General features: G+C 63.7%; 19 protein-coding genes. 8 read left to right on the top strand and 11 right to left on the bottom strand.

Annotated elements, in window-relative coordinates; all coding sequences use genetic code 11:
- Positions 1 to 7: 7 nt before the first annotated feature.
- Positions 8 to 790 (top strand): SDR family NAD(P)-dependent oxidoreductase, encoded by a 783-nt coding sequence (locus NKI19_RS09205; protein ID WP_352488439.1) that lies wholly within the window; start codon positions 8 to 10, stop codon positions 788 to 790.
- Between the two features lie 70 nt (positions 791 to 860).
- Positions 861 to 1,622, top strand: coding sequence for a GntR family transcriptional regulator (locus NKI19_RS09200; RefSeq protein ID WP_352488440.1), 762 nt, complete (start codon positions 861 to 863; stop codon positions 1,620 to 1,622).
- On the opposite strand, the gene NKI19_RS09195 is transcribed toward NKI19_RS09200, so the two are convergent.
- Together NKI19_RS09195 and NKI19_RS09190 are read right to left on the bottom strand one after the other, a co-directional pair.
- A complete protein-coding gene (locus NKI19_RS09195) occupies positions 1,608 to 1,796 on the bottom strand; it encodes a hypothetical protein (RefSeq protein WP_352708937.1) in 189 nt (62 codons plus the stop codon). The two genes, NKI19_RS09200 and NKI19_RS09195, sit on opposite strands and share 15 nt — an antisense overlap.
- Before the next feature lie 143 nt (positions 1,797 to 1,939).
- A complete protein-coding gene (locus NKI19_RS09190; protein ID WP_352488441.1) occupies positions 1,940 to 2,152 on the bottom strand; it encodes a DUF2934 domain-containing protein in 213 nt (70 codons plus the stop codon).
- Positions 2,153 to 2,371: 219 nt separating this feature from the next.
- Here NKI19_RS09190 and NKI19_RS09185 point away from each other — a divergent pair, with 219 nt between their 5' ends.
- Genes NKI19_RS09185 through NKI19_RS09160 form a run of 6 tightly spaced genes read left to right on the top strand, consistent with a single transcriptional unit; the run spans position 2,372 to position 6,481 of the window.
- Positions 2,372 to 2,770 carry a hypothetical protein gene (locus tag NKI19_RS09185; protein ID WP_352488442.1) on the top strand — a complete coding sequence of 133 codons (399 nt, stop codon included), beginning with the start codon at positions 2,372 to 2,374 and terminating at the stop codon, positions 2,768 to 2,770.
- Positions 2,767 to 3,987, top strand: coding sequence for an NRAMP family divalent metal transporter (locus tag NKI19_RS09180; RefSeq protein ID WP_352488443.1), 1,221 nt, complete (start codon positions 2,767 to 2,769; stop codon positions 3,985 to 3,987). Before NKI19_RS09185 ends, NKI19_RS09180 begins: the two co-directional genes overlap by 4 nt.
- Positions 3,987 to 4,349: a hypothetical protein gene (locus tag NKI19_RS09175; RefSeq protein WP_352488444.1), complete on the top strand. Its 363-nt coding sequence runs from the start codon at positions 3,987 to 3,989 to the stop codon at positions 4,347 to 4,349. The genes NKI19_RS09180 and NKI19_RS09175 overlap by 1 nt, the downstream gene beginning before the upstream one ends.
- Positions 4,349 to 4,687 carry a hypothetical protein gene (locus tag NKI19_RS09170; protein WP_352488445.1) on the top strand — a complete coding sequence of 113 codons (339 nt, stop codon included), beginning with the start codon at positions 4,349 to 4,351 and terminating at the stop codon, positions 4,685 to 4,687. The genes NKI19_RS09175 and NKI19_RS09170 overlap by 1 nt, the downstream gene beginning before the upstream one ends.
- 34 nt (positions 4,688 to 4,721) lie before the next feature.
- Positions 4,722 to 6,008: an SDR family oxidoreductase gene (locus tag NKI19_RS09165; protein ID WP_352564845.1), complete on the top strand. Its 1,287-nt coding sequence runs from the start codon at positions 4,722 to 4,724 to the stop codon at positions 6,006 to 6,008.
- A complete protein-coding gene (locus NKI19_RS09160; RefSeq protein ID WP_352488448.1) occupies positions 6,008 to 6,481 on the top strand; it encodes a DUF2269 family protein in 474 nt (157 codons plus the stop codon). The genes NKI19_RS09165 and NKI19_RS09160 overlap by 1 nt, the downstream gene beginning before the upstream one ends.
- A 39-nt stretch (positions 6,482 to 6,520) precedes the next feature.
- On the opposite strand, the gene NKI19_RS09155 is transcribed toward NKI19_RS09160, so the two are convergent.
- Genes NKI19_RS09155 through NKI19_RS09115 form a run of 9 tightly spaced genes read right to left on the bottom strand, consistent with a single transcriptional unit; the run spans position 6,521 to position 15,063 of the window.
- A complete protein-coding gene (locus NKI19_RS09155) occupies positions 6,521 to 7,090 on the bottom strand; it encodes a c-type cytochrome (protein ID WP_352488449.1) in 570 nt (189 codons plus the stop codon).
- Positions 7,071 to 7,955, bottom strand: a complete 885-nt coding sequence (locus NKI19_RS09150) for a cytochrome c oxidase assembly protein (RefSeq protein WP_352488450.1) — start codon at positions 7,953 to 7,955, stop codon at positions 7,071 to 7,073. The genes NKI19_RS09155 and NKI19_RS09150 overlap by 20 nt, the downstream gene beginning before the upstream one ends.
- Positions 7,952 to 8,293: a hypothetical protein gene (locus NKI19_RS09145; protein ID WP_352488451.1), complete on the bottom strand. Its 342-nt coding sequence runs from the start codon at positions 8,291 to 8,293 to the stop codon at positions 7,952 to 7,954. The genes NKI19_RS09150 and NKI19_RS09145 overlap by 4 nt, the downstream gene beginning before the upstream one ends.
- A 1-nt stretch (position 8,294) precedes the next feature.
- On the bottom strand, positions 8,295 to 8,900 hold the full coding sequence (locus NKI19_RS09140; protein WP_352488452.1) for a cytochrome c oxidase subunit 3: 606 nt from the start codon (positions 8,898 to 8,900) through the stop codon (positions 8,295 to 8,297).
- Complete coding sequence (gene ctaD, locus NKI19_RS09135) at positions 8,897 to 10,873, bottom strand: cytochrome c oxidase subunit I (RefSeq protein WP_352488453.1); 1,977 nt, start codon at positions 10,871 to 10,873, stop codon at positions 8,897 to 8,899. The genes NKI19_RS09140 and ctaD overlap by 4 nt, the downstream gene beginning before the upstream one ends.
- Positions 10,870 to 11,886 (bottom strand): cytochrome c oxidase subunit II, encoded by a 1,017-nt coding sequence (coxB, locus tag NKI19_RS09130; protein ID WP_352488454.1) that lies wholly within the window; start codon positions 11,884 to 11,886, stop codon positions 10,870 to 10,872. Before coxB ends, ctaD begins: the two co-directional genes overlap by 4 nt.
- Complete coding sequence (locus NKI19_RS09125; RefSeq protein ID WP_352488455.1) at positions 11,883 to 12,416, bottom strand: c-type cytochrome; 534 nt, start codon at positions 12,414 to 12,416, stop codon at positions 11,883 to 11,885. Before NKI19_RS09125 ends, coxB begins: the two co-directional genes overlap by 4 nt.
- Positions 12,417 to 13,280 (bottom strand): substrate-binding domain-containing protein, encoded by an 864-nt coding sequence (locus NKI19_RS09120; protein ID WP_352488456.1) that lies wholly within the window; start codon positions 13,278 to 13,280, stop codon positions 12,417 to 12,419.
- Positions 13,261 to 15,063, bottom strand: a complete 1,803-nt coding sequence (locus tag NKI19_RS09115) for a methanol/ethanol family PQQ-dependent dehydrogenase (protein ID WP_352488457.1) — start codon at positions 15,061 to 15,063, stop codon at positions 13,261 to 13,263. Before NKI19_RS09115 ends, NKI19_RS09120 begins: the two co-directional genes overlap by 20 nt.
- Between the last annotated feature and the right edge of the window lie 273 nt (positions 15,064 to 15,336).

The raw sequence follows: 15,336 nt of genomic DNA, 5'->3' as shown, positions 1-15,336 counted from the left end.
AGGATAAATGGCTGAGTTCAAAAAACGCGCACTGGTAACCGGGGCGGCCATGGGCATCGGCCGTGCTGTCGCCGAAAGGCTGGCCGAGCAAGGCGTCGACCTGATCCTGTTCGACCGGGCGGGCGATCAGCTGGATGAGGTCGCGGCGCAGCTTTCGGCGCGCGGCGTGACCGTGCGCACAGTGCTTGGCTCAACCGCCGACACCGAAGCGTGCGGCCGCGCCGTCGAGCTTGCCCGGTCCGCGTTCGGCGGGCTCGACATGCTCTCCCACAATGCCGGCATCCAGCGTTACGGAACGGTGGAGACCACGGACGAGGCGCTTTGGGACGAGGTGATGAACGTCAACCTCAAGGCTGCCTACCTGCTGTCGCGCGCGGCGATGCCGCTGCTGCGCGAAAGCCGCGGCGCCATCGTCCATATGAGTTCGGTGCAGGGCCTGGCCAGCCAGGAAGGGGTTCTGGCCTATGCCACGGCCAAGCACGGCCTGATCGGCCTAGTAAAATCGATGGCCGTCGACTATGCGCCGCTCGGCGTGCGCGTCAATGCCGTCGCTCCGGGCGCGGTCGACACACCGATGCTGCGGGATGCGGTCAAGCTCAACGATAAGCCCGACGAGATCCTGCGCATCCTCGACAACATGCATCCGCTCGGCCGTACCGCCCAGCCGCAAGAGATTGCCGCAGTCGTCGCCTTCCTGCTGTCTGACGATGCCTCCTTCGTCACCGGCGAGGTCGTGCGCGTCGATGGCGGGCTGCTGGCGCGCATCGGCGGTTCTCCGCGCAAGGAATAACGCCGGCGCTGCTGCTGCGCAGGCATTTCATGAACGGCTTGAAACTGCAGAGCCTTTAAGGGGATTGCCGATGGCAGGGCTTTTGGGAATGCGGACCATCACCGAGGGGCGGCTGGGCGAAACAAGCCCCGGCGTATCTGTCGCGGCGAGGACGTTCGAGGTTTTGCTCGACCAGATCCTGACCTTCCGCCTGAAGCCGCACGAGCTGATTTCTGAAAAGGCGATGTCGGAAGCCCTCGGCGTGAGCCGCACGCCGGTCAGGGAGGCACTCGCCCGGCTGGCCCGTCTTGGCTTGATCGACATCTATCCGCAGCGTGGCAGCATGGTGGCGCCGCTCCGGATCGCCGATCTCGAGAAATCGCAGTTCCTGCGCGAATCGCTCGAAGTCGGCCTGACCAAGCGCGCCGTCGAGAGCCCGCGCCGTGCCGAACTGCTTGCCATGCTCAAAGGCGAACTGGCGGTCCAGGAGACATTCGCCTCCATCGCGGACGACAGGCGCTTCTTCAAGTCGGACGAGCTGTTCCACCAGCACATCGCCAGCCATGCCGGGTTTCCCGGAATCTGGGCCGACATCAGCGCGGCGAAGCTGCAAATGGACCGCTTCCGCTTCCTGTCTTTTCCGCGCCTCGACAGCATGTCGGTGGTCCTCGGCCAGCATCGGCGGATTGTCGATGCGCTCGAGCAGGCCAACGCGCTTGCGGCGGAAGAAGCAATGCGAACGCATCTTCGCCGCATCTTCGAGGTGCTCGAAATCGTCCAGGAGCGCTATCCTCATTACTTCGAGGCAAACAGTAGCGTGAGCCCGCCGTCAGCCGGCTCAATCCAAGCCTGAGCCTTTCTTGCGCGCTTCCGAAGGCGTCTTGGTCTTGCTGCCGGATTTGTCGGAAGCTGGCTCGGCTTTGCGATTTTGGCCCTTGCCGCCTTGCTCCTTGCGGAGCTGCTTTTCCACTACCGATCGCGATCCTTCCGCCGGGTCTTGTTCAGGATGAGTATCGGTTCCCGTCATGTCGGCTCCTATCCATTTTGATCAATTGCATGCGGCGTGGGCTGACCTCCGCCGCCGGTCCTGTCGCGCCCGATCATCAGCCAGGCGGCGAACAGTACGACCAGTACGACAACGATCCAGGCGACGAGACGAGGCATCGGGCCTCACTTCCCCCGCCGCTTGCGGCCGCGTGCCTCCGGATCGGCGCCGGCCTCGACCGTTGGATCGGGCACGACCGGGCCGCGTTCGGCCTCGGAACCCTCAGCTTCGATCTCCTGCACGGCCTGATCCCAATGCTCGCGCTCGCGTCCTTGCGGACGGCCTTCGCGCTCCCAGATCTCATGGGCTCGCTGCCTGATACGCTCTTCCCTGTCCATGGCCTTTGCCTCCTCATCCCCTAATCCGGCGATCGCTGGTTTGTTCCGCGGTGCCAGCGCCGTTCATCGCGGTTCAGTTGACGTGATCACCCAGCGCTCTAGATCAAACTTCACGGCGAAGTCGCTTGGTGCGGGGAGAACAATCGTGTGGCAGCAAAGCTACGAGCACGTATTGTAAATGCCGTTACAGCCGTCGGTCTTCGACCAGGCCGCCCATGCTTGCTGCTGATAATGTTTGTACTGATGGCCTGCTCGCCTTCCGGCCAGGTCGAGCAGCAGTCGAAAACCGCGGCTTCCGCCACACAGACCGCATCGCTGGTCCTGGAGAGCTGGATCGCTGGGGAAGCCCCGTCGAGATACACGTTGCGCACTTTGCAATCGGTCGGCAAGGCGCTCGCCGATGCCGGTGCACAAATCCAGTCCGCCAAGTCCCCTGAGCCCAGCGAGCAAGCCGGTCTGACGATGGCGCTTGGACGGCTTTCGGCAACGGTAATGCGCGCGGCGACGGCCGTGCAGAACGGCAACCGCTCGGAAGTGGAACATGCGCAGCAGGATCTTCGGGCTGCTGCCGCCGATCTGAGCACGTCCTACGCGAAATATTTCGCGCCGAAATCATGAAGAAGCTGCTCGAAATATCGCTCGGCATCGTCACCAGCGTTGGCGGCTTTCTCGAGGTCGGATCAATGGCGACCGCAGCTCAGGCCGGCGCGGCGTTCAGGTTCCAGCTGATATGGGCCGTCCTCCTGGGCACGATCTGCATCATCTTCCTGGTCGAAATGGCCGGACGCTTCGCCGCCGTCAGCCATCACACCATCGCCGACGGAATCCGGGAACGGTTCGGCTTCAATGCTTTTCTGTGGCCGCTGCTTGCGACCTTGCTGGTCAACTTCCTGGTCATGGCAGCCGAAATCGGCGGTGTTGCCATTGCGCTCGAGCTCGCCACCGGCATCGGCTTTCAATGGTGGGCGCTGCCGGTCGCGTTTCTGGCATGGCTGTTCCTGTGGAAAGGCACGTTCGGATTCATCGAAAAAGGCGTCGCGATCCTCGGGCTGGTCACGCTGTGCTTCGTGGTTGGCGCAGTCATGCTGAAGCCCGATTGGGGGCAGGTCGCAGCCGGGGCCGTGCCAACACTGCCGGATCACGACGCGGCCAACTACTGGTTCATGGCGGTCAGCATTCTTGGTGCGTCGATCTCGCCCTATCTGTTCATGTTCTATTCGTCGGGAGCGATCGAGGACGAGTGGGATAAGAGCTATCTTGGAGCCAATCGGGCCATTGCCGGCCTGGGCATGAGTTTTGGCGGCACGATCGCTATCGGTGTATTGATTGTGGCGGCGCTCGTGCTGGCCGCGCACGGCATAGAGCAGGTCGATGACTACCACCAACTGCCGCTGATGCTGCTTCCGATCTTCGGTTTCTGGGGATTTGTCCTGTTCGTTGCTTCACTAGGCATTGCCTGCTTCGGTGCCACGCTCGAAATCGGCCTGCAGCAGGCCTATCTTGTGGCGCAGGGTTTTGGCTGGACCTGGGGCGAGAACCTGAAACCGCGCGACGACCCGGGTTTCAGCACCGTTTATACGATCTCGTTGTTTCTCGCCGCCATTCCGATCGCGCTGGGCCTCGATCCGCTGAAGCTCACCATCTTTTCCATGGCGCTGACGGCCGCCAGCCTGCCGTTGACAGTGGTGCCGTTCCTCTTCCTGCTCAATGACGAGCGTTATGTCGGCGAGCACCGCAATGGCACGATCGCGAATGCCGCGGTCATCTTCATCATCGCGCTCGGTTTCGTGCTCGCGATCGTGACCATTCCTTTGCAGATATTCGGAGGCACGTGATGGAGTTGCTGCGCGACATCCTGGACAAGCAAGTGGTCGACCGCGAGCAGGTCAAGATCGGCAAGGTTGACGGGCTGGTGGCCGAGCTCAGGCCAGGCAAGCCGCCTAAGATCGTTGCGGTCGAGCTCGGCTCGATCACGCTGGCGCGTCGGCTTGGCGAGCGGCCTGGCCGCTGGATGGCGCGGCTTGCGGCAAGGCTCGGCGGCAAGCGCCATGCCGAGCCGCACCGCATCGCCTGGAACAAGGTGCGCGACATCGGCGTCGACATCGAGTTCGATATCGACGTCCGCGAAACGGCGATTTTCGACTGGCAGGACTGGCTGCGCGACCGTGTCATTGGGCGTATTCCGGGAGCTGGATGATGGCCACTATCAATCTCGAGCAATTGGCTGGCAGGAATGTACTTTCGCAGCGCGGCAAAAGCATCGGCCGTATCGAGGAGATGCGCGCCGAACCGGATGGCGACGACCTGGTGATTACCGAGTACCATGTCGGCATCCACGCGGCCTTCGAGCGTCTGTCCGCTTCGGCCATCGGCATTGCGGTCCTCGATGTCTTTCGACTGCGCAGTCGCGACAGTATGTACCGCATCCCCTGGGACAAGCTCGACATCTCCGATCCGGCGCAGCCGCGGTTGTTATGCACGAAGGAAGAACTTTCCGCTATGAAGGGGAGCATCGAGGGCGATAAACCGGAATGAACGATACTTTCCCGCCATCGGAAAATGGGGTCCAGTGAAAGTCCTGGTTACCGGTGCCACCGGCCTGATCGGTGCCTCCGTCGTGGCACGCCTTCTTTCCGAAGGGCATGAGGTAATCGGAGTGGTCCGCAGCCCCGGCGCAAACCGGACCGGCAATTATCAATTGCTGGTGCTGGACATGGCGGTGGCGCTGCAGCCCGAAGACTGGCTACCGCATCTCAGGCGTATCGACGCCGTCGTGAATTGTGCCGGCGTCCTGCAGGACAGCCCCCGTGAAAAGACGCGCGAAGTCCATCGCGATGCGGCGGCAGCACTCTTTCTGGCCTGTGCGCGGGCCGGGGTTGCCCGGGTGATCCACTTCTCGGCGATAGGCGTCGATCGGGCGCAGCCTTCGACATTCTCGGCGACGAAACTGGCCGGCGACCAGGCGCTTATGGCGCTTGATCTGGATTGGGTGGTCCTGCGCCCGTCCGTGGTGCTCGGCCGGCCGGTGTTTGGGGCCAGCGCATTGTTTCGGGGTCTCGCCTCGCTGCCGGTGCTGCCCTCCATGCCCGGCACCGGCCGGCTCCAGGTGGTACTACTCGACGACGTGGTCTCAACAGTCGTCCTCCTTCTCGATCCCGCCAGTCCGTCTCGCGTCGTGCTGGAACTTGTCGGTCCCGAACAGCTGAGCATGGACGAGGTCGTCGGTAGCTATCGCCGATGGCTCGGTTGGGCTCCGGCAGCCAAGTTTGTCTTGCCGGCGGCTGTTGCAAAGCCTCTCTACCGCCTCGGCGACCTTGCCGCGATGTTCGGCTGGCGCCCACCGATGCGCACCAACGCGGCCAGGGAGATCGCCCGAGGAGCGGTTGGAGATCCCTCGGACTGGACCGCCGCGACCGGCATACGCCCGCAAACCCTGGCGGGCTTCCTCGCGCTCAATCCGGCAACGGTGCAGGAAAAATGGTTTTCCCGGCTGTACTTCATCAAGCCGGCGATCTTCGTCGTCCTGCCCGTCTTCTGGATCATGACGGGGATTGTGTCGCTGACCACCGGCTACGTCAGCGGCGTCGATCTGATGCAAAGCACGGGGGCCGGCATCTTGTCGGTGCCGACCGTGATAGCCGGTGCTCTTGCCGACATCGTCGTCGGCGCGCTCATAGCCTGGCGTCCGGCGACGCGAAAAGGCCTCTATGGCGGCATCGCGCTCTCGCTCTTCTACCTGGTCGTCGGAAGCTTCCTGAGCCCCGATCTGTGGAACGACCCGCTTGGGCCGTTCCTCAAGGTGTTGCCGATCCTGGTACTGCACTTTGTGGCCTTGGCAGTGCTGGAGGAGCGTTGATGCTCTATTTCCTGCTGAAATTTCTGCATGTCATCGGCGCATCCGTGCTGCTTGGTACCGGCGCCGGTATCGCTTTCTTCATGCTGCTCGCCCACAGGACCGGCAATGCCGCGACGGTTGCCGCGGTGGCGCGTATCGTCGTCGTCGCCGACTTCCTTTTCACCGCGACGGCCGTGGTCGCACAACCTTTGACCGGAGCCGCGCTCGCCTGGCAGGCAGGCTACTCGCTGTCGGCGGGCTGGATCGTACTTTCGATCGCGCTCTATATCTTCACCGGAATGTTCTGGCTCCCGGTCGTCTGGATGCAAATGGAGATGCGCAAGCTGGCATCGCAAGCCGCCGCTGCAGGCGCGCCGTTGCCGCCGCGCTATCACCGGCTCTTCTGGCTGTGGTTCGCCTTCGGCTTCCCCGCCTTCGCTGCCGTGCTCGGAATTTTCTGGCTGATGATCGCGCGGCCAGCCATCGACTGGTGAAGACAAGCCGCGTGCAGCTGCCGGGATGAGCGATGACTTTCATTTCAGCGAATAGAGATAGGCCGCAATATCCCGCGCCTCCTGCTCGGAAATTCTGGTCGAAGGCATTGCCGTGTGCGGATTGATCTCCCTTGCGGCGCGTATCCAACGGACCATGTTTCGCGGGTTGTTGGACAATACGCCGCCGATATAGACCCGGGTGGCCAAGCTGGCGTCGAGGCGTGGACCGACCAACCCTTGCGCGCTGGGAACGCCGGTGATCGTGTGGCATCCAGCACAGCCATTGGCCATCATGATGGGTATGGCGCGGGCGCCAACACCGCCGGTCGCATTGTCGGCCTTCTGCTCCACTCGACGGCTTTGCTCGAAGTACAACCCGATCCCGGCCAGGGCTGCAACGAGCACGACAATTGCCGCGGCGCCGAGGATGGGTCCGGACGGCGTGAAGCGCGATGTGGCGCGCACGCCGATGCTGCTGGTGGCATTGTCCGTCTTATGCGCGACCCTGATGAGGCGCTCCGGCCACAACGTCAGCGCCGCCCAAGCTGCGGCCAGCACGGCAATTGCCGTCCCGGCACCAATGACCAGCTTAGACAGCCTGGAGCGCATGCGACGTCTCCCTTCTTCTCTGTCCACTTGCGCGAATCCACAGACCGGCCAGCAGCAACGCGGCTCCGCCATAAATCAGGCCGGCCGGAACCCACATCACCAAGCCGGCGAGCTGCTGGTCCTCGAGCGGGCTAAGGCTCCACAATTCCGCGCCCGCGGCGTTTACCGGGTACCACAGCCTTGGCGAGACCAGCAGCAGCACGCCGAGCAGGCCGGTGTGCAGCGAGGTGAAGAAGAGGTGCATGACTGCGTTGCCATAGGCTTGTTCGCGGCCTGAGCGCGGCAGCAGCACCCACCAGAACAGCAGCCCCGTACCGAAGAAGCTGGCATGTTGCGCATAATGCAGGACACCCCGTGCAAGCGCCGCCTCGAACAGCACCGGAATGTGCCACGCCCATATCGCGACGCCGTGCAGGAAGGTCGCGGCTAGAGGGCGGCTGATGACGGCCCAAACAGTTCGAAGCACCTTCGCCTGTCCGGCTGCGCCAAGTGCCAGCCGCAGCTTGATCGGCAATGCCCACATCATCGCCGCCGCCGGACGGGAGGAGACCAGCAGGGGTGCCGCCACCGCCATCAACAGCTCGTGCTCGATCATGTGGGCGGTGAAGACGCGCTCACCCAATGCATGGAGCGGACTGACCAGTGCCGCTGCCAAAATGGCCCAGCCGGTCGCAAACAGCAGGGCTTGCCGCAGCCGCAACGGCCGGCTGCGGGCACTCCGCCGCCACAGCCGAAAGGCGCCTGCCGCGTAAAGCAGTGCGACTACGGTTAGCGGCAGCGTGATCGGCAACGCCAGCGTCCAGCCGGCCTGCGGGGCGCCGGCACCGTAGCAGATCGAGGTCGAGAAGAGCGCGTCGAAGCTCATCGCAGGCAGCCGTCAAGAATGAGCGAGGCGGCGCCTTGCATGACGATTACCAGCGCAAACAGCACCGCGCTGAGAATGCCGATATTGGCGACGAAATCCTCGGTGCCGCGCGTACGATCGGGCTTAAAGGCGGCGCCACCTTGCTGGCGCGCCCGCCACGACAGCGCGCCGCCGAGCAAGGCCAGCACTGTCAGCACCAGCGCAATGACCGGTATGACGGGAATACCGTGGGCGCACTGCCACTCCACGACCGCGTAATTCAGCTGCGTCGACACCGCCCAGGCCAAAGGCCCGGACAACAGCCCGCCCCATGATGTGCCCAAGCGAAGCGCACGCATCTCAGTCGAGCCTCGGCATCCAGTAGATCAACAGATAGATCGGGATCCAGGTCGCGACCACGAAATCCCAGTAGAAGACGTTGTCGCCAACGTCCCCGAAACGCCGGCCGCTATAGCCATGGCGCGTGAACATCAGGACCGTCAGCACCAGCGTGTCGCCGACGTCGGTGATCAGGTGTGTGGTGTGAAGGCCGAGCAGGACCCACAGCATTGAGCCGTACGCGTTGGTATCCCAATAAATGTTGAGGGCCGGAAATTCGAACCACCGCACGACAAGCGGCGCGATACCGAGCAGCGACATGACGATCAGGCCAATGCGCACGGGCACCATGGCACAGGCTTCGGCGTAGCGGTTCAGTATGTGATTGGGCACCACGCTGGCGAGCAGCAACAGTGTGACGATGGTGCCCGGCCAGTGGTTGGGCGGCGGCACGCCCAATGGCCATTTGGGCGACAGATAGGCGAGGTAAAGATAGGTGCCTGCGGCGAGCGCGAAGCCAGTGCCCTCCAGCGCCATGAAGGCGAGAGTACCCCACCAGGTCGGGCTGCGCGGTCCGATCCCGAAGGTCGGGAGTTTGGAAAGATCGGCGACAGGACGTTGTTTCATTCCTCGTCCTCCGGATCGCCTTTCGGCCAGAACCAGCCGATCAAGGTGATGGCGATCGGCCCGGCTCCCCAGACCACCGCCCACGGGCTGAAGATCGAATAGAGAAAGGTGGCGCCGACGGCGAGCGCGGCGAACAATGGCCAGATCGACGGCGTCGCCGACTTCTCGCGCACGTCGGGATGCGCCTCTGCCACGGTCGAAATGAGAAGTTCGCGCGCGTCGACGCGAAGCCCGGTCGCGACAGGCAGCGTGTCACGTTCGGCCCAGAGCGGCTCGGCGTCGGTAACCACCGGAATCCGGGCGAAATTATAGCTCGGTGGTGGAGACGTCGTCGCCCATTCCAGAGTGCCCGCATTCCAGGGATTGTCCCCGGCCGGGGCCCCCCTTGAGGCGCTGTACACCAGGTTTATGGTGAACAGAACGAAGCTTAGGAACAGGACGACCGCGCCGGCTGTGATGAACAGGTTGATGTTGCCCCAGCCGAGCTCCACCGGGTAGGTGTAGATCCGGCGCGGCATGCCCCACAGGCCGACAATGTGCATCGGAAAGAACGCCGCATTGAAGCCTATGAAAGCAAGCCAGAAGTGCCAGCGTCCGAGACGTTCGCTCATCATCCGGCCGGTGATCTTGGGGAACCAGAAATAGGTCGCGCCCAGCAGCGGGAATACCGACCCGCCGATCAGCACGTAGTGGAAGTGCGCGACCACGAAATAGGTGTCGTGTACTTGCAGGTCCAATGGCACCGACGCCAGCATCACCCCAGTCAGGCCGCCCGCGACGAACGTGAAGAAGAAGCCGAACACGAAAAGCAGCGGCGTCCTGATTATCGGGCGTCCGTCCCACAATGTCGCCAGCCAGCTGAAGATCTGCAGCCCGTTTGGGATGGCAATCAGCATGCTTGAGGCGGTGAAGAAGCTCGCGCCGAGCTTGGGCAGGCCGGTTGCGAACATGTGGTGAACCCATAGGCCGAACGATAGGAAGCCGACCGCAATCAAGGCCAGTACCATGCCCAGATAGCCGAATACCGGCCGCCGCGCGAAAGCGGCGATGATCGAGGACACCATGCCGGTAGCCGGGAGGAATATTATGTAGACTTCGGGATGGCCGAAAAACCAGAACAGGTGCTGGAACAGCAATACGTCGCCGCCCTCGGCGGGATTGAAGATATGGGTGCCGACCAGCCGGTCGAGGATCAGGAACGTCGACGTGATCATGACCGCCGGCATCGCGAACACGACCACGAAGGAGGTGACCAGCATCGCCCAGACGTAGAGCGGAATCCTGTCCAGTGACATGCCCGGCGCGCGTTGCTTCAGCACGGTGACGATGGTGGCGACCGCGACCGCCAGCGATGACACTTCGGTGTAGGTGATCATCTGCGCCCACACATCGGAACGCTTGCCTGGCCCGAATTCAGGACCGGACAGCGGCACGTAGGAGAACCAGCCGACGTCGGGCGCCATGTCGAGTGCAAACGACACCCAGGCGAAGAGGCCACCGGAGAGATAAATCCAGAAGCTGAATGCATTGAGGCGCGGAAAGGCGATGTTGCGGGTGCCGACCATCAGCGGCACGAGGTAGATGCCGGTCGCCTGAACGATCGGCACTGCAAACAGGAACATCATGGTCACGCCATGCATGGTGAACAGCTGGTTGTAGCGGTCGGGCCCGATCAGCCCGCGCTCCGGCCCCGACAGTTGGATGCGCATGGCAACGGCGCTGAGGCCACCGAGGCACAGGAAGGCGAAAGCGGTGATCAGGTAGCGCCGTGCGACAATCTTGTGGTCGACGCTCGAGAGCGCGCCGATGATGCCCGGCGCCGTCTGCCATGTCCGCGCCAGCCAGCGGTCAAGGCTGGCGTCGTCGAGGCCGGTATCGCGAGGACCGTCGCGCTCGGGGGCCAGGTCTCCTTTGCCGGCCGCTGCGCGCTCGCCGGCGAGCCGACGCTCACGGGCCACGTCGGCGCTGCTCATTTCAGGCCCTCGAGATAGGCGACGATCGCATTCAGTTCATCCCCGTCCAGTCGCACCACGGGCATGTGGGCGCCTGGCTTGATCCCCTGCGGATTGGCTATCCAGGCTGCGAGATTGCCGCGGCTCATTGTCAGCGTGCCGGCAGCGAGCGTTTGCCGGCTTGCGATATGGGTGAGGTTGGGGGCGACCGTGCCGCCGGCGATGGTGCCGCCGATTTTGTGGCACATCACGCATGGCCGTTTGAGGAACAGGTCGTGGCCGGTTTTGGCCTCGGCCGACACGGGGGCGGCCGCCGGTCGCAGCTGATCGTTCAGCCAAGCATCGAAGACGGGCCGGGGTTCGGCGATGATGAAGGTGCTCATATTGGCATGCTGCGCGCCGCAGAACTCGGCGCACTGGCCGCGATAGACGCCGGGCTTGTCCGCCTTCAGATCGAGAACGTTCTCGTGGCCTGGAATGAGGTCCAGCTTGCCCGAGAGGTTCGGCACCCAGAAGGAATGGATGACGTCGGTCGAGGTCACTATAAGCCGCACCGGCTCGCCCGCCGGGATGTGGATTTCATTGGCGGTCGTCAGGATGCGGTTCGGCTGATCGGTTTCATAGCGCACCTCCCACCACCATTGATGCCCGGTCACCCGGATCGTCAGCGCCGCATCCGAGCCGATGGCGGCGAGCGTCCGGTTAGCCAGGTAGCTCAGCAGCGTCAGGCCGACCAGGATCAGGGCGGTCGCGGCCAGTGCGGCGACGACAATTCGCATCTTGCTGCGCTCGGCGGCAGCGTCGAGGACAAGCGGATCGCCGACTGGCGCCGGGCGCCGGGCCAATGGCACGATCAGCACGGCCATCACCAGAAGCCAGACCACCGTGCAGAGTGCCGTGAAGAACCAGATCAGCCATGCGAGCTCGCTCGCGGCCGGGCCCTTTGGGTCGAGCGCGGATTGCCAGCCGCTGCATCCTGCGAGGAGCAGGATGCAGGCCGTGCACCAGCATACCCTACAGACGAGGCGGTTCACGGCGACTTCCCCAGCGTCGCGGCATCCGGCAGGCGATTTTCGGATGGATGGGGCATCATGTCGTCGTCGCGGCCGGGCGCGGCGGAGGACGGTGCGTTGCCGCTCAGTGCCCGGACGAAGGCAGCAAGCTCCCAGATCTGGTCGTCCGGGATCGTGTCGCGAAAGCTCGGCATGCCGTTTGGCCGGCCGTCCCTGATCGTGGCGTGGATGCTTTCGATCGAGCTGCCATAGAGCCACTTCTGGTCCATGAGGGCCGGCCCCATGCCGCCACCGCCATTGGCATGGCAGCCGGAACAGTTGAACCAGTTGAACAGACGCTTGCCCTCGCTGAGGTGGAAGGCGTTGGCCTCGAACACGCCGGCCTTGGTGTCGGACGAGGCCGACCGTTGGCCGCCCTGCGCGAGGGCCGTCACGGCTGCCGGTTGGTCGCCCGAGCCGAGCGCCGACTGTGGACGCGTGTCACGTTCCTCACGCTGGCACCCGGCAACCCCGAGGATTGCGAACACCAGCAAGGGAAGACCGCGCTTCATTCAAGGCGCTCCGACAGGATCGAGGCGGGGCACCTGGTAGGCCGCCAGGATCGCGTCGATCTCGGCGCGGTGTCTGGTCAGGGCGGCGTTCACCTCGCTGCGCAGCTTATCGTCGCCACGGCGCACGCCCATCGAGATGTCGTAGATCATCGGCAGTTGCGGGCCGTCCACGCGCGGCGAAACCGGCGTGATCCGCAGCGCCACCTTCTGCCTGGATGCGAAGTAGCCGGCCAGCGGTCCCCAGACCACGGCCATATCGATGTCACCATTCGCGACCGCCTCAATGATGCGCGCTGGCGGGTTCGGCGCCGAATAGTCGCCATAGACGGGGAAACCGATGAGATGGCCGACGATGCCGCGACGGCCAAGCGCCTGGACGGGCGGCGAGTTGGCGCCGTCGTCGCCGATCAGCTGGACGCCGATGTGCAGATCGCGCAGGCGAGGATCGTTGAAGGACGTGATTTCCGGCGCATCCTTGCGTGTCACGAACATATAGGAAGACCGGTAGTAGGGCGCGGTCGTGCGCAGCATCTCGAGATTGGCGGGCGTGCCGGGCACCAGATCGCACAAGCCGGCTTTCAGCGTGTTGCGGACGAAGCCGCGGCGCTGTGCCCACCATGTGTAGGAAACCGTTGCGCCAAGCTCCGTCGCGACGAGTTCGGCGATCTTGTTTTCAAAGCCCTGCCTGGCGGCATTGGAGAACGGCATGTTGTTGGGATCGGCGCAGATCCTCAATTCGCGCGCATCGGCAACGGCGGCGACAAGCGAGACCGCCAGTGCGCCGACCGCGGCGCCAAACCGCAGGGAAGATTTTCTCCGTGCGCGCGCAACTCGGCCGGTCGTCTCAAGGGAGCCGGAACACATACAGCGTACCTCCCGGCGTGGTTACATCCTTCAGATCCTTCATGACGTTGACGAAGCCGAGCGCGGCGGTGGCGTCGCGCGGATCGAGATCGCCGGATACGATCGCGCCGGCCCAGCCGCCGACGCCCGAAAGAATCGCGACATATTGGTGCCCGTCAGGGCCGCGATAGGTGATCGGCTGGCCGATGATGCCGGACGACGTCTTGAACTGCCAAAGCAGTTCGCCGGTCCTGGCGCTGACCGCCTTGAACCAACCTTCCATCGTGCCGTAGAACACGACGTTGCCGGCGGTGGCGACGGCGCCGCTCCACACCGGAAAATTCTCCTTCAGGCTCCACGCCGGCTTGGCAGCGGCGACATCCCAGGCAGTGAAAGCACCGCGATTGCCGCCCGGCCCGGGAATCATGCGCACGTTCATGCCGACATAGGGCGTGCCGGCGATGTAATTCACCTCGACGCCTTCCTCGTCCATGCAGAGATTGTTGTGCGGGATGTAGAGCAGGCCGGTCTTGGGCGAGAATGCCGAAGGCTGCCAGTCCTTGAGGCCGGACGCGGTCGGGCAGATGTCGCGGACGACCTTGCCGGTGCCGGTCTTCTTGTCCGGATTTTCAATCAGCCGGCCGGTCTTGAGGTCGACGCCCTTGCTGGAATTGACCGGCCCGAACGGCACTGCCGACAGGACCTCGCCCGTAGTGCGGTCCAACAGATAGACGTAGCCGTTGCGTTCGGGCCGCACCAGCACCTTGCGGGGCTTGCCTTGCCAGGTCATGTCGAGCAGCACCTGTTCGTTGATGCCGTCGTAGTCGTGCAAATCGTGCGGGGTCCATTGATAGAACCATTTGGCTGCGCCGGTGTCGGGATCGCGGGCAAAGATGCCGGCGGTCCATTTATTGTCGCCGGGCCGCAGATCCGGATTCCACGGACCGGGATTTCCGGTGCCATGGAAGATCAAGTTTAGGTCCGGGTCATAGGAGATCCAGCCCCATACATTGCCGCCGCCGATCTTCCAGGCGTCGGGCGGCCACGACGTGACGCCGAGATCCTTGCCCTTGTCCATGTCGTAATAGGGCTTGAAATCGGGGCCGATCAGCACCTCGGCGTCCGGGCCGGTATTGTAGGCCGTCCAGACGACGTGCCCGTCGCCGGCGTCGAGCGCCTTGATCCAGCCGCGTACGCCCATTTCGCCGCCGGAATTGCCGACCAGCACCTTGCCCTTCACCACCAGCGGCGCCATGGTGATGGTCTCGCCGATGTTGATGTTGCCGATATGGGTGTTCCAGACCGGTTTGCCGGTGGCCGCATCCACGGCGATGGCATGGCCGTCGAGCGTGTTGAAATAGATGCGCCCGTCGAAGAAGGCTGCACCGCGGTTGACCACGTCGCAACAGGCAACGCCCTGCGCCGCACGTTCGGGATTGGGCTCGAACTTCCACTTCATCGGCGCGCCAGGCTTGGTAAGGTCAAGCGCGTAGAGAATGTTGGGAAACGGTGTCACGATGTACATCGTGTTGCCGACGACCAAGGGCGCTGCCTCCTGACCCTTGTTGACGCCGGTCGAGAAGGTGAAGGCCACCTGCAGGTTTTTGACGTTGTCTTCGGTGATCTCCGCAAGTTCGCTGTAGCGGGTCGAAGCGTAGTTTTTCGCCGGCATCGCCCACTGGCCGTCGTCGGGCGGCGCAGCTGCGGCCGGCGGGTTTATCGCAGGGCCTGATTCGGGCTGAGCAACCGCCGCGGCGATCAGCGCGAAGCCTGCCAGCAGCGTCCATCCCAGCCTCGCAGCCATTGGCCTCTTTCCCCTTTTGCCAGGCACCCTATTTTTCGCCGCCACCAGTCGCGCTTGCCTCATTTGCTGTCGAGTTGCCGACGTTGGCGCAGAGCTCCAGTAGCTGCAGCTGCGCCGTGTTTGTTGAACACTCTCCAACGCGTGAGCGGCGCGGAAGTGCCAAATGCAACGAAATAAATGTCGGGTTCTGTTGGCCAAAAGCCGGCGGCTGGGCGCTCGGGACAGCCGATCTGAGTGTCCGCACTCAAGTCGGAATAAATCTATTCCGGCAGC

The organism is Mesorhizobium sp. M0751 (assembly GCF_040320265.1).
Classification (GTDB): Bacteria; Pseudomonadota; Alphaproteobacteria; order Rhizobiales; family Rhizobiaceae; genus Mesorhizobium.
This window is presented reverse-complemented; position numbering and strand designations above follow the sequence as displayed.